We start from the raw sequence: 13,456 nt of genomic DNA, 5'->3' as shown, positions 1-13,456 counted from the left end.
GCCCCCTCACTCACGGCACGGCCCCCCGCATGGCCCGCACCCCCGCTCACGGCACGGCCCCCTGCATGGCCCGCACCACATGGACACGCGATGTGCACTCCAACTTCTGCATCACCACCCGCAGATGATTGACCACCGTCCACTCCGAGATGCTCAGCTGACGGGCGATCTGCCGGTTGGTGAGTCCGTCGGCGACCAGCAGCGCTATCTCCCGCTGGCGTGGGGTCAGCCACTCGGCGGCCCGGGGCGCCACCTCCCGGGTGACCGGCGGTCTGGCGAACAGCCCGACGATCAGCGCGTCCCGCAGTCCGGACTGCTGGGCCTCGGCCCGGAGCTGACGCAGGGCAGCGCTGTCCATCCCCTCCCGCAGCCGCTGGTCCAGGGTCCGGACGGCCGTCAGATCGTCCGAGATCAGGCCGTAGCGGCGCCGCAGCGCCTCCGCGGCGGCCAGGCACCGTGCCACCGCGCGTTGCTCGTCCGCCGCCTCCGCCCCCGCGACGGTGGCGACGGTCTCCAGTGCCTCGGCCACGTCGGCCGGGCCACCCACCGTCAGCAGCAACCGCATCGCCTCCCGCACCGTGTCGTACGCCTCCCGCGTGCGGCCCAGTTCACGGCGCACGCGGCCCAGGGCGATCAGCAGATCGGCCCGGATCAGCGGAACCGCGCGTCCCGCCTGCCCGGGGGCGCCGGCGGGGCGGCCCGGCAACTCGTTCAGCGCCCGCTGCAAGGGCTCCTCGGCGGTGGCGTCGCCCCGGGCGACCCGCACCAGCGCCAGCGACCTGCGCGCCAGCGCCGCTCCGTACGGGTCGTCCAGCGTGTCCAGTTCCTTGATCGCGCTCTCCAGCCACGTCGCCGCGGTGTCCATCTCGCCCCGGCGGCGCAGCAGTTCACCCGTCAGCCCGGACACCCGGGCGGCGGCGCCGGGTTCGCCCACGGTCAGTTCCGTGGCCCGGTCCAGGACCCGTTCGGCGCGCTCGGTCTCGCCACGGTTCAGCGCCCAGCAGCCGACGGACATCAGCGCCTCGGCGGCCGGGACACCGCCCATTCCCGGGGCGGCCGTGGTGCGTTCGATGTCGTCGGCGGCCTCCTCACCGAGGCCGTGCGAGAGGAGAGGTTCGGCGAGAGCCGTGAGCAGCCCCAGCAGGCGGTCGTTGTCGCCGCGTTCGCCCAGCAGCCGCACCGCCTGCCGCAGGTCGGGCATCCGGTCGCGGACGGCGGTGAGCAGCTCGGCGCGGTCGGCTCCGCCGCGCAGCCCGTCCAGGGTGCGGCGGGCGAAGTCGAGACAGTAGGCGAGGAACCGGTCGTAGACGTGCCGGGCCCGCTCCGCGTCCCGCAGCAGCTCCTTGCGGTAGTGGATGCGCACCATGTGCGGCAGCCTGAACTCCGGTTCGCCGCCCCGCCCGTCGACGCTGAGCAGCAGGCTCTTGTGCACCAGGGACTCCACGCCCAGCGCGGCCCGCTCCACGTCCAGCTCGCCCACCACCCGCGCGGCAGGCAGGTCGACCGCCCCCTCGAACACCACCAGCGAATGCAGCAGTCGCCGGTCGGCCGCCGTCAGGTCGCCCTCCGCCCAGCGCAGCGCGTCGGCGACGCTGCGGTGCCGGTCGGGCACGTCGCGCAGACGCCGCCGGTCGGCGTAGTTCCCCTCGCGCAGGCGGACCAGCACGGCCCACGGGTCGTGCGTGCCGACGGCCTCCGCCGCCATCTCGATGGCGAGCGGGATCCCGTCCAGCTCCGCGCAGATCGCGGCCACCGTCCGCTGACCCTCGGAGCCGGTGAGCGCCGTGTGGTAGTAGGGGCGCAGGGCGTCGGTGAACACCTCGACGGAGGCGGAACCCACGTCGGTGGGGAGCGGCCGCACCGGAACTATGCGTTCCGCCCGGATGTCCAGCGAACGCCTGCTGGTGGCCAGGACGTTGAGTCCCTGGCAGGCCCGGAGCAGGAACGCGATGTCCATCGCGATGACGCTGACCAGCGGATCGCAGTTGTCCAGGACAAGCAGCATGTCGCGGTGGCCGAGATGGTCCGCGACCTCCTCCGCCGTCTCGGCCCCCAGCCGGTGCCAGAGCACGCCCACGTCCGGTTCGTCGGCGAGGTCAACCAAGGTCAGGGGGGTGGCCTGGTCTCGCGTTAAGGCGGTGACGGCGGCGTAGGCGAGGCGGCTCTTGCCGACCCCCACCGGCCCGGTCAGCGTGATCAGGCGTTCGTGCGGGTCCAGCAGCAGGGAGGTCAGCAGGGTGGTCTCCGCTGACCTGCCGCGCAGCCTGCCGAGGCCGGAGTCGTACACCGACGCGGCGGCGGGTGCCGCTCCGCCGGGAGGACGGTTCTCGGCCTCTCCCCGCTCGGCAATGTTCTGTCTTGTCATGTGAGCCCCCATGAAGAGCTTCTGTCCTTGGTGACCTGCTCGCTCCCGCCGGCCGCCGCTCGGGTGTCGCGGACGCCGGACGATTCGCAGAGCCCCTAGCGCGTGATGGTGATGGGAACCTCCTGGGGTCACGTCGTGGACCGGAACCGTGGGGAGCCGGTCAACAACGGGCGGACGGCGTGCCGAGCGGCCTGGGAAGCGGTTCCGCGCGGCCTAATCCGGCGGTGGATGGATACTGCCGGAGCCGGTGGGGTATCGGGAACGGGAGGGGCGAGAGATAGGGGTTGGGCGGGCGAGTCAGGTGTGTTGGTTGGGCCTGCCCATACTGCCGGTATACCGGCGACAGCGCGCTCCCCGGAAGAGCAATGGTGACAGGGACGTCACATCAATCCCCAGTCGTAGCCTGGCGTTTACCAGCCGATGGTCCTGTTGGACGGGGACACGTCCGGGCACCTCCGGCCCCGAACCGGGCGTGGGGTACTGCGTCCGAATCGCAACCGGATCGGTAACTACGGGCCCACACCACGGACTCCCGGTGCGGCGGCGCGCGAAGAGCCGCGCCCCGCGCGGGTGGTCACCGCCGTCGGTCGGGGCCACCCACGCCCGGCACAGCGCCCCCGCGCTCCCCGGCAGCGTCCAGCTCACCCTCGGTGTTCGGGGGTTGGCGTCACGTGGCGTGAACGACAGTCACAGCGGCGGCCGTTCGCACCCTCCACCTCCGGTGACGGCGGCGGGGTACGGGGCCGTGCGGGGCGCGCCCGGCGGGACCCGGGCGGTGGCGGGGGGATGCGAGCCCGCGCTTCGGGGAGGGCACGGTTCCCCGGCGACGGCCACGGGCGGCGGTACCCGTACACCGCGCGCACTCCTACGACGGGACGCCGGTGGCACGCGGTCGGGGTGCCGTCCGACCGTCTCGCGGTGAGCGTCTCCGCGACGCCCGTCGGTACGGGAGACGCCCGTCGGTGTCTGAGGAGCCCGGTCGGCCCGCCCGTGCCGGGGACCGCGGGGCCGTCCAGCGGGCCGGGGGCCCGGCCCCCGCCGAAAGGGCCGCGTCGGAAGGGCCGCGCCGCTGGCGGGCGGTGACGCGGCGCGCCCGGCGCCGGTCTAGGACGCCGGGGCGCGTGCCGCCCAGCGGCGCCTCGGTTCCGCCGCCGGGCGTACGGGTCAGGCGAAGCGGATCAGGCGGAGCCGAAGGCCGCCTCCCGGTGACGGCGCAGCCGCCCGGCCATCAGAGCGGCCATCGGGCGTGCCGGAATGCCGCCCTCCTCGCCGGGTCCGGCCACCGAGGACAGCCACGGGGGCATGAACCACAGGGTCCAGCGGGCCGCGGACTTCACCATGCCGCCCTCGAAGCGCTTCCAGAGGTCCGCGTCCAGGGCGGGCGCGAGACGGCCGGTCAGTTCACGTTCCTCGTCCCGCGTGTGGGTGCCGAGGGCGTCATGGGTGGCGCGGGCCGCCTTCTCGACCGCCTCGGCGCCGCCGCCGTCCTCGGTCAGGGCCTTGAGGGCGTCGTGGAGGTCCGTCTGGTGCCGTTGCAGGTCGTCGTGTTCCTTCTGCAACAGGGCCAGCGCCTCCGCGTCCGCGCCCCTGCGACTCAGCTCGGGCCAGATGATGTCGTCCTCGCCCTGGTGGTGGTGCTCGATGATCTCGGTGATGCGCAGGCCGTAGGCCTGGAGACCGGACGGGCGGCCGGGAACCGGGCGCTGGGTCAGGGACCCCGCCGTGTCCGCGATCCGGCTCAGATCGCAGAGCATGGCGCGGTGGGCGAGGATCATCGTCTGGTGGGCCTTGGGCAGTTGAGCTGTCGCGGGAGTCACGGAGGGCTCCTTCGTCGTCGGGGTCGGAGTGCGGTCGCCGGAAGCGGGAGAACGGGGAGAACGCGGAGAAGCGGCGGGGGAACCGGGGTCAGACGAGGCTACCTCCGGCCGCCAGGAGCGCACCCAGATCGAAGAGCTGGAGAAAGACCGGGTCCACCTTCGAGGGCGCCGTGTAGTGGTGGCCGAACCTCTTCCGGTACTGCGCGAACCAGTCCGGCCGGTGGTAGAGGAAGAGGATGTCGTGGAACGCCATGCGGCGTACCGCGATCAGCGGCAGCGGTGAGCGGTTGACCGGGAACAGCGGGTTGCGGCTGGCGGGCGCCTCGCACTCCGGGTGCATCTGGCCGAGCATCAGGCCACGCTCCACCGATATGTCCTTCATGACGCCGTGGACCTCGTCGACCAGCGGCCAGGTTTCCCGGGTCAGGCCGTCGAAGACCACGATGAGGCTGTCCAGGGAGGCGTTCCGGGTCGTCGGCGGGGTCGTCTCGAAGACGTCCATCGCGCGGTGGACCAGGGTCTCCATCCGGGACAGGCCATCGTCCGGACCCACGTGGCAGCGCACCTTGCGGAGCGCGCCAGCCCGGATCGCGGGGCGCACGAAGGGGCACACGGCGTCCTCGCGGCCCAACTCGGGGTGGGGCGCGCTGATGTAGTCGTCCAGCCAGGCGGAGAGGACCGCCTCCTGTGCCTCCGTGAGGAGCTGGAAGGGCGGCTGCGGGAGCGTCACCTCAGCTCCCGCCCGCGGCTCGACGCCCAGCACCGCGGCGAGCGCGGCCACGCAGCGCTCCACCTGGTGCGGGGTGCCGACCGTGATCCGGAGGCTGCCCGGGAGGCCCAGCGGGCTCAGATCCCGTACCAGAACCTGGTGTTCGGACGCCAGACGCGCGGCGACGCGTGCGCTGTCGCCGGGGACGTCCGCCATGACGAAGTTCGCGTGTGAGGGAGAGGCGGGGACCCCTATCGCCTCCAGGTTCTTGACCAGGTGCTCCCGGGCCCGGGCGGTCTGGTCCCGCACGCGCTCCAGGTGGCCCGGTTCCGCGACGGCCCGCAGCACGGCCCGTTGCGCCGGACGGCTGACGCGGAACGGGAGCGCGCCGGCCGTGCGCGCGCACCGGGCGACCAGCTCCGGCGGGCCGATCAGGCAGCCGATGCGGACCGAGGCCAGACCCCACGCCTTGGAGAAGGTGCGGAGGACGAGCGCGTCGGCGCCCGCACGGACGGCCGCCAGGCCGTGCTCGTGTTCCGGGCCCGCGAAGTCCAGGTACGCCTCGTCCAGGACCAGGACGCCCGGCGACTCCTCGCGCGCCGCGAGCAGTTGGCGCACGTCCTCCGCCCCCAGGACGCTGCCCGTGGGGTTGAGCGGGTTGCAGACGAACGCCAGGTCGGCGCCGTCCCGCAGCGCGTCGGCCAGGTCCGCCACGGGTACCGCCCGGTCCCGCAGGGGGAGGGTGCTGACCGTGGCCCCCACGGCCGCCGCCGAGGCCGCGTAGCCCGGGAACGTCGACTCCGTCAGGGCCACCCGCGCGCCCGGTTCGCGGAGGAAGGTGAGGGAGGTCAGCAGAACCAGCTCGTCCACCCCGTTGCCGGGCAGCACCATGTCGGGGGTGACGCCGAAGTGGGCGGCCAGGGCCTCACGGACGGCGGTGTACTCGCTGTCCGGGTAGTGCGGCAGATGGGAGTCCGCTTCCTCGGAGACCGCTTCGGCCGTGCCCGCCGGAGGTCCGTACGGGCTCTCGTTCAGGTGCAGCCGCAGCCAGCCGGGGCCCTCCCCCGGGTCGGCGGAACGGAAGAAGGAACCCGGCGTCGCCGCCGCGTCGGTCGTCGCGGTCGTTGCGGTGGTGTCGGTCGTCATCGTGTTGCCTTTCCGCCGGTCAGCCGAGGCGCGCTCGGGCAGTGGTCGTGGTCCGGTCCTCGCTCAGCGGCTCCCGGCGGCGCCGCACCGTGCCGCTCGACGGCCGGGGCACCGCGTCGGCCTCCGGGAACCGGCACTCGGTCAGGGCGACGCACGTCGCGCGGACAGCGCGCGCGGGCGGCGGCGGGGAGGGCGCTGCCTCGGCGTCGCGCAGGGCCAGCGGGGGGAGGCGCTCGGTGTCGGCGCGGAGGACCTTCCAGACGAGCAGGGCCCTCTCCGGCGTCCGGACGAGGACGGCGCTGAGGCCCGCCCCGCACCGCGTCACGCCCCGCCGGGCCGGGCGCGAAGAGGCGTGGTGGCCGGGGTGACCGTGGTGCCGGGCCCCGCCGAACGACGGCACGGCGAACGAGCGGACCTCGCGCGAGGCGCCGGAGGTGGCGCGGCGACGGCGGCCGACGGTGTGCGCGGGTGAGCCGACGGTGTGCGCGGGTGGACGGCTCGTCCAGCCGGAGCGCGGAGAAGTCGTCCGGGACGGCGCGGACGTACGCGACGACGAACGGGACGTCGCGGCGGTGGCGGATCGCCGCCGCGGTGGCTCCGGCACCCGGCATGCTCCTAGGCCACCCTGGTCGCGTCGACCAGCTCGACGGGGCCGACGGGATCAACGCGGCCGACAAGGTCAACGCGGTCAACAGGGCCGCACATGATCCTGGTGCCGGTCGCCCCCGACGGGTCGGACTCGATTCCCGTCGCGTCCTCGACGGCGTGGATGATATCGGCGACCCGCAGGCCGGAGAGCCCGGCGGACTCGAATTCCGCCTCCGCATTCAATGTGAACCGAGAGACTTCACCGCCCAGTTTCGCGGCATTGAGTTCACCGACCATGGAAACACTGACCACCGAAGTTCCCTTTCCTGCGGAGCGGCGAGTGGGCCATGGGGTTGTCCACGGGTTCACCGGGGAACAGCCAGTATATGGAGGGTGATCACACGGCGGCATAGCAATCGACTGGCAGGATATTGCCATGGGTTGACCTGCCCCCCTTAGCAGGAAACTGCGTCTGGCTCGCCCGGCTCCCGGTCCCGAAGAGTGACGGGGCCCGTCGCCTATTCCGAATTCAGAATTGAGGCCGCATGGGGCACTCACTGCGCGTGGTCGACCACGTCGTGGAATTCCTCAGGGAGCAGCAGCTCACCCATGTCTTCGGCGTGGGCGGAGCCAATATCGAAGACCTTTACGACGCCATCGACCACGCCGCGGGTCCGGTACGCGGCCTGGTGGCCAAGCACGAGTACGCCGCCGTGTCCATGGCCGACGGCCACCACCGCGCCACCGGTCGTCCGGCGGTCGTCGCCGTCACCTCCGGGGCGGGCGCGATGAACGCCGTGCCCGGCCTCGCCGAACTGCGCGCCTCCGGCATCCCGGCGCTCGCGCTCGTCGGCCAGCCGCCCGTCGAACTGGACGGTCTCGGCTCGTTCCAGGAGACCTCCGGCAAGGCCGACTCGATGGACGCGCTGCGGCTGTTCGGCGAGATCGGCGTGTACTGCGCCCGCGTCAACGACCCCGCCGCGATCACCGAGGTCCTGCCGGCCGCGCTCGAAGCCGCGCTCAGCGAGGTCCCGGGCCCCGCGATCCTGCTGCTCCCCAAGGACGTCCAGCAGTCGGTCGTTCCCCCCTGGGAACAGCCGCCGAGGGTGACCGCGCGACCGCGTCCCCTCGCGCCGGACGCCACCCGGAGGGAAGCCGTCCGCCTGCTCACGGCGGCCCGGGAGGCCCAGGGCATCGCCATCATGTCCGGCACCGGTGTGGTGCGCGGCGAGGCGCGCGCCGCGCTGGAACGGCTCAGCGACGCGCTCGACGCCAACGTGGCCGTCGCGCCCGACGCCAAGGACGCGTTCGACAACCACCACCCCCGCTTCCTCGGCGTCACCGGCGCCATCGGCCACGCCGCCGCGCGCGAGCGGATCGAGAGCGCCTCCGCCGTGCTGCTGGCCGGCACCCGGCTGCCCCAGCTCTCCGCCGGGCCGATCCGCGAACACCTCAAGGGCGTCCCGCTGATCAGCGTGGACAGCCGCCCGCCGCTGCTCGGCGCCGAGCACCCCGACCTGATCCAGCTCGACGGCCCGCTGAGCGCGGAACTCGACGCCCTCACCGCGCTGTTGACGGAGACCCGCGCGGAGACCCGCCCGGAGACCCGCACCGGCGGCCACACCGACGGGCGTCCCGCGCCGGGCCCGCCCGCCGAACCCACCGCCTCCGCGACGCCCACCCGCTCCTCGGCCGGGGAGCCGATCGACGGACCAGCCGACGGACCAGCCGACGCGGGGCTCAGCATGCGCCAGGCCGTCGAGGTCCTCGCCGGGCAGATGCCGGACGGCGCCGTCGTGGTCGTGGACGCGGGCAACACCGGCGCCACCGTCATCCACCACCTGCCCACACCGCGCGGCGGCCGCTTCATCGTCGCGCAGGGCATGGGCGGCATGGGGCACAGCTTCGGTGCCGGAATCGGCGCCTGCATGGCCACCGGCGCCCCCACCTACGTGATCGCCGGGGACGGCTCGTTCCTCATGCACGGCATGGAGATCCACACGGCGGCCCAGTTCGACCTGCCGATCACCTACCTGATCCTCAACAACAACGCGCACGCCATGTGCCACACCCGCGAGCAGGTCTTCTTCGCCGCGGACTACACGTACAACCTCTTCTCCCCCTCGCACATCGCCGCTGGCGTCGACGCCCTGTTCCCGAGCGTCGCGGCGCGGCACGCGCGGGACGCCGGGGAGCTGCGCCGCGCCCTCGCCGAGCGAGCCGCGGACCCGAGGGGCCCAGCCCTGGTCGAGGTGGAGGTGGACCCACACGAGGTCCCGCCGTTCACCCCGTTCCAGCGGCCACCGCGCGGCCCCGCGTGACACCTGAGTCCCACCACGAGCACCACCACGAGTACCACCGAAAGGACCACACCGATATGACCACCCTGCCGTACACCCCGCCGCCCGCCATCCCGCCGGCCATCGCCGACGTCCCGGGCCTCCTCCGCTGGGAGACCACCTCGCGGGAGGAAGCCGTCGCCCAGGCCGGCGAGTTCACCAAGGACTCGTTCACCTACGACGAGGTCTACGGCCGCTTCTGCACCATCGAGGAGTACATCGACGCGCCGCCCGAGGCCGTCTTCGACTACCTCCGCGACGAGCGCAACCTAAACGAGTACACCTACAGCACCCGCGACTTCGCGCCCGTCCCCGACAAGCCGGGCCTGTTCGTCGGACGCGACACCCTGCCGGACGACAACACCAAGATCTACCTGCGCATGGAGACCAACCGCTCCGCGCTCACCGTCGACATGCACTGCGCCTGGGACCAGGGCGACCACCTGTGGATGATCTACCTCTACCGGATCGTCGACGCGCAGGTCGTGCTCAACAAGCCCGGCTCGGTCGTGCTGTGGAGCAACTGCCGGCACCCGTTCTACGCCAACAACCCCTTCCCGGAGACCGTCCCCAACCCGGAGCGTCCGTGGGTGGGCGACTTCTGGGACCTCTTCTACGCGGGGCACGCGCTGGAGATGATCAACCTCAAGAAGATCCTGGAGCACCGCCACGGGTACGGCGAGTGGGCCGCCGGGAAGACCGGCGCGTGAGGACGGTCACCACGTTCTGACGCGACGCGCGGCATCGGCCTCGTCCCGAGCCACGTCCCGCCGTTCACCGGCGTCGGCGCCGAGCCCAACCACCGGCGCCGACGCCGCGCTCGGGCACCGACCGGGGCTCCGCCCCGAGCGGGTGACCGAACCCCGACGGCGGCCGCGCCGCCCTCGTCCGCCCGCCGCGCACCGCACAGGCACTCATCGGCACAGACCAGGGCCGCGCGGCCGGTTCCGCGCGGCCCCGCGTGACACCTGAGCCCCACCACGAGTCCATCGAAAGGACCCTGCCGATATGGCCTCGCCGCCGTACACCCCGCAGCCCGCCGTCCCGTCGGCCACCACTGACGTCCCGGGCCTCAAGAAGATCCCGGAGCACCGCCACGGGTACGGCGCGTGGGCAGCCGACGGGGCCGCCGCGTGAAGACGGTCAGCCTCCTGGAGGTCGCGTCGTACCTGCCGCCCGACCAGGTGCCGACCTCCTGGTTCGACCAGTTCCAGGACGGCACCGGCGAACTCAGCGGGCACAAGATGTTCGAGGCGCCGACCTACCGGCACCACGTGGCCCGCGAGGAGAGCGCCGCGGACATGATCGAGCAGGCGGCACGCACCCTGCTGGACCGCATCGGCCCCGACGAGGCGCGCGGCATCGACCTCGTCCTCACCAACGTCCTCCTGCCCGACCTGCCCTTCACCGGCTCCGGCGCCGAGATCAGCCACCGCCTGGGACTCAGCCCCGAGTGGGTGATCGACGCCCACAACGGCGGCTGCGCCTCCTTCGTCCACCTGCTGCGCACCGCACAGGCACTCATCGGCACGGGCCAGGCCCGCGCGGCCCTGATCTGCAACGTGCAGAACGTCGCCGGGACGGTGATGACCCAGGAGCAGGTCAGGGGCCTGCCGCAGGCGGTCGTGCCGGGCGACGGCTGCGGCGTGGCCTACGTCGCCGCCTCCGAGGAGTCCCCGGTGCTCGGCATCGAGGTGCGCAACCTCGGCGAGTACTCCAAGGACTGCGGCGTCACCCTCGCCGACGGCCGCAAGTACTGGGAGGCGGGCGAGAGTCAGATGCGCGTCGACTTCACGCCCGGCAAGGTCAGCGAGATCGTCGAACGCGGCCACCGCCTCGTCCCGGAGGTCGTGCGGTCGGTCTGCGACCGGCTTGACCTCACCACGCACGACCTCGACCGCCTCGTCACCAACCAGCCGAACCGGGTGTTCCTCCGCACGTGGCAGGAGGACCTGGAGGTCAGGCCGGAGGACCACCTGGAGACGTACGACCGCTTCGGCAACCTCTTCGGCGCGGCGGTTCCGGTCAACCTGGACCACGGAGTCCGCGAGGGCCGCGTCCCGGACGGCAGCCTCCTGATGCTCGCCGGTTTCGCTCACGCGGGCGACTTCGCGGGCGCGGCGGCCGTCCACTGGCGCCGGGGCACAACGCACTGACGACTGGGCGGCTGAGCGGCTGGTGTGCGGCACGACGCACTGACGACTGGGCGGCTGGTGCGTGGCGGGTGGCCGGGCGGGTGGACAGGCGCGGGGCGGAACGCCGCCCGGCCGCGCCTGTCCGGTGAGGGGCACGGCGCCGATCGCCACCCCCGTACCCGCGCCCGTCCGATGAGGGCGGGGCGCCGGTGGCCGCCCCTATCCGGCCCCCCAGCCGGGCCCCCGCCGCGCACCGGAGCGGAGCCGACTCCCCGCCCGCCACCACCGCACCGGGCTCGCGGGCGAACAGCCCCGCACGCACCGGCCGTACGCTGGTCCTCATGCCCGGATGGCTCCGCGTTCCCCCACTGCCGCCGATGGTCCGTGACCGGCTCACGGAGATCGCCACCGCCACCGCGATCTGCCTACTCATGGCGGCGACCTCGATCGGCACCGCACTGCGCGGCGGCGGGGATCCCTGGCATATGGCCCTGCTCGGCTGGCTGTTGACCGTGGCCGTCTGCGCGGCGCTGCCCCTGCACCGCGAACGGCCCGTCCTCGTCGCCCTGTTCACCGTGCTGGCCACCGGCGTGTACTACATCACCGGCGTCGAGGACGGACCGCTGGTGATCGCCCCGATCGTGGCGCTGTACCACGTCGCGGCGGCCGGGCACACCCGCGCCGCCGTCTCCCTCGCCGCGCTGATGGCGCTCGGCACCGGTGCCGGAACCCTCGCGGGCAACGAGGAGATGAACCGCATCGCGATCTTCATGCTCACCGGGTGGCTGATCGCGGTGATCGCCCTCGGCAGCATGCGCCGGGGCCGCCTCGCCTACGCGGAGGCCGAGGCCAGGCGCCAGGCCACCGAGGAACGGCTGCGCGTCGCCCGCGAGGTACACGACGTGGTGGGCCACCACATCTCCCTGATCAACGTGCAGGCCAGCGCGGCGGTCCACCGCGCCGAACGCGACCCCGGGCAGGCCGTGGCGGCGCTGCGCACCATCAAGTCCGCCAGCCGCGAGACCCTGCGCGAACTCCGCGCCACACTGGGGGTGTTGCGCCGCGCCGACACCCCGGACGCCGCTCCTTCCCCGAAGCGAACGCCCGTGACCCCCCACCCCTCCGAGACGACACAGACGGACGAGGCGCCCCCGGCCCCCGAGACCGCCGGGGCCGCTGCTGTCTCTGAAGCCGCCAAGGCCGTCGGGACCTTCGCCGAAGCCGCTGAAGCCACCGAGATCTCCACGACGGCCCAGGTGGACGGCGGGACAGCCGGGATCTCCGGGACAGCCCAGGCCGCGGGGACAGTTGGGAACACGGGGACAGCCCAGGCAGCGGGGACGGCCGGGGGTTCCGACACCGGCCAGGTGGACGCGACCGCCCTAGCCTCCGGGAGTCGCCCCGGCACCTCCGAACACCCCACCGCGGAACCTCCCGCCGGGGGCCGCCCGGCGGTGCACGGGGTCCCCGCAGGGCCACCCGCCCAGCAGGCCCACGCCCAGCGGGCCCACGTTCAACCGGCCCACGCCCAACGGGACCACGCTCAGCCGGCCCACGCCCAACGGGACCACGCTCAGCCAGCCCACGCTCAGCCGGCCCACGCTCAGGGCCGCGCCGACGCCGGGCACGGACCACTGAACGGCGCGGCGGCGAGGGCGTCTTCGGAGGAACCGTCCGCCCCGGAGGCGCCGCCGGGACTCGACCGGCTGCCGGAACTGCTCGCCCGCGCGGGCGCCACCGGGGTGCGGCTCGACGCCCGGTTCACCGGCCTCCACGACGGACTGCCGCCCGAAGTGGAGCGGGACGCCTACCGGATCGTCCAGGAGTCGCTGACCAACGCGCTCCGACACGCCACCCCCACCCGTATCACCGTCCATCTCACTTACGGTGCCCGGGAGTTGGAGCTACGCGTCGAGAACGACGACCCCGACGGCGCCCCACCCCCAGCAGCCGCCCCCCACAGCGGAAGCGTTAGCGATAGCGGAAACAGCGGTGGGAGCAGCAGTGACGGCGGCAGGGGGAACAGCCGCAACGAAAGGGACGGCGGACGTGATGGGAGCAGGAGCGGCAACGGAAGCGGAAACAGGAGTGCCGGTGGCAGCGGCAGCGGGGTACGCGGTATGCGGGAGCGCGCCCGGCAGCACGGCGGGGAGCTGACCGCGGGCCCACGTGCCAACGCCCCGGACGGCTATGTCGTCCACGCCCGCCTCCCCTACCAGCCAGCCCCGCACCTCGCCGCGCCGTGACCCTCTCTTCGGGGCCCCCTCCCCTCCCCCCGCCCCACCCCACCCCTCACCCTCCCCACCTCGCGGGCCTGCTGGCAGCGGCCGGTCGCGACCGTGCGCTCACCGGCTGGG

10 protein-coding genes are annotated in these 13,456 nt (G+C 73.4%); 5 read left to right on the top strand and 5 right to left on the bottom strand.

All coding sequences use genetic code 11. The features are described from left to right. Positions 1 to 46: 46 nt before the first annotated feature. From E0L36_RS27920 to E0L36_RS21250, 5 genes are all read right to left on the bottom strand, one after another. On the bottom strand, positions 47 to 2,365 hold the full coding sequence (locus E0L36_RS27920; protein ID WP_258016368.1) for a LuxR C-terminal-related transcriptional regulator: 2,319 nt from the start codon (positions 2,363 to 2,365) through the stop codon (positions 47 to 49). Between the two features lie 1,178 nt (positions 2,366 to 3,543). Next, positions 3,544 to 4,182 carry a hemerythrin domain-containing protein gene (locus E0L36_RS21265; protein ID WP_308416859.1) on the bottom strand — a complete coding sequence of 213 codons (639 nt, stop codon included), beginning with the start codon at positions 4,180 to 4,182 and terminating at the stop codon, positions 3,544 to 3,546. Between the two features lie 88 nt (positions 4,183 to 4,270). After that, complete coding sequence (locus E0L36_RS21260) at positions 4,271 to 6,037, bottom strand: histidinol-phosphate transaminase (protein WP_180930701.1); 1,767 nt, start codon at positions 6,035 to 6,037, stop codon at positions 4,271 to 4,273. A gap of 19 nt (positions 6,038 to 6,056) precedes the next feature. Continuing rightward, positions 6,057 to 6,641 (bottom strand): hypothetical protein, encoded by a 585-nt coding sequence (locus tag E0L36_RS21255; RefSeq protein ID WP_180930700.1) that lies wholly within the window; start codon positions 6,639 to 6,641, stop codon positions 6,057 to 6,059. 11 nt (positions 6,642 to 6,652) lie between these two features. Next, complete coding sequence (locus E0L36_RS21250; RefSeq protein WP_180930699.1) at positions 6,653 to 6,937, bottom strand: acyl carrier protein; 285 nt, start codon at positions 6,935 to 6,937, stop codon at positions 6,653 to 6,655. A 233-nt stretch (positions 6,938 to 7,170) separates the two neighbouring features. Here E0L36_RS21250 and E0L36_RS21245 point away from each other — a divergent pair, with 233 nt between their 5' ends. The 5 genes from E0L36_RS21245 (at position 7,171) to E0L36_RS27910 (ending at position 13,345) form a co-directional block, all read left to right on the top strand. Continuing rightward, the gene (locus E0L36_RS21245) at positions 7,171 to 8,946 is read left to right on the top strand and encodes a thiamine pyrophosphate-binding protein (RefSeq protein WP_180930698.1); all 1,776 of its coding nucleotides are present in this window, start codon (positions 7,171 to 7,173) and stop codon (positions 8,944 to 8,946) included. Between the two features lie 56 nt (positions 8,947 to 9,002). Then, positions 9,003 to 9,674: an SRPBCC family protein gene (locus E0L36_RS21240; protein ID WP_180930697.1), complete on the top strand. Its 672-nt coding sequence runs from the start codon at positions 9,003 to 9,005 to the stop codon at positions 9,672 to 9,674. Positions 9,675 to 9,972: 298 nt separating this feature from the next. Continuing rightward, on the top strand, positions 9,973 to 10,101 hold the full coding sequence (locus E0L36_RS27915; RefSeq protein WP_258016367.1) for a hypothetical protein: 129 nt from the start codon (positions 9,973 to 9,975) through the stop codon (positions 10,099 to 10,101). Beyond that, positions 10,098 to 11,120, top strand: coding sequence for a 3-oxoacyl-[acyl-carrier-protein] synthase III C-terminal domain-containing protein (locus E0L36_RS21235; protein WP_180930696.1), 1,023 nt, complete (start codon positions 10,098 to 10,100; stop codon positions 11,118 to 11,120). Before E0L36_RS27915 ends, E0L36_RS21235 begins: the two co-directional genes overlap by 4 nt. A 320-nt stretch (positions 11,121 to 11,440) precedes the next feature. Continuing rightward, on the top strand, positions 11,441 to 13,345 hold the full coding sequence (locus E0L36_RS27910) for a histidine kinase (RefSeq protein WP_258016366.1): 1,905 nt from the start codon (positions 11,441 to 11,443) through the stop codon (positions 13,343 to 13,345). The last annotated feature ends 111 nt before the right edge of the window (positions 13,346 to 13,456 follow it).

This window comes from Streptomyces sp. AJS327, assembly GCF_013450295.1.
Classification (GTDB): Bacteria; Actinomycetota; Actinomycetes; order Streptomycetales; family Streptomycetaceae; genus Streptomyces.
The sequence above is the reverse complement of the archived record's forward strand: the minus strand, read 5'-3'. Positions and strand labels throughout refer to the sequence as shown.

Bases quoted from the DNA above. Each gene is read 5' to 3' on its own strand.
- E0L36_RS27920 (WP_258016368.1), bottom strand. From the start codon at position 2,365: ATGACAAGACAGAACATTGCCGAGCGGGGAGAGGCCGAGAACCGTCCT.
- E0L36_RS21260 (WP_180930701.1), bottom strand. From the start codon at position 6,037: ATGACGACCGACACCACCGCAACGACCGCGACGACCGACGCGGCGGCG.
- E0L36_RS21245 (WP_180930698.1), top strand. From the start codon at position 7,171: ATGGGGCACTCACTGCGCGTGGTCGACCACGTCGTGGAATTCCTCAGG.
- E0L36_RS21240 (WP_180930697.1), top strand. From the start codon at position 9,003: ATGACCACCCTGCCGTACACCCCGCCGCCCGCCATCCCGCCGGCCATC.
- E0L36_RS27915 (WP_258016367.1), top strand. From the start codon at position 9,973: ATGGCCTCGCCGCCGTACACCCCGCAGCCCGCCGTCCCGTCGGCCACC.
- E0L36_RS27910 (WP_258016366.1), top strand. From the start codon at position 11,441: ATGCCCGGATGGCTCCGCGTTCCCCCACTGCCGCCGATGGTCCGTGAC.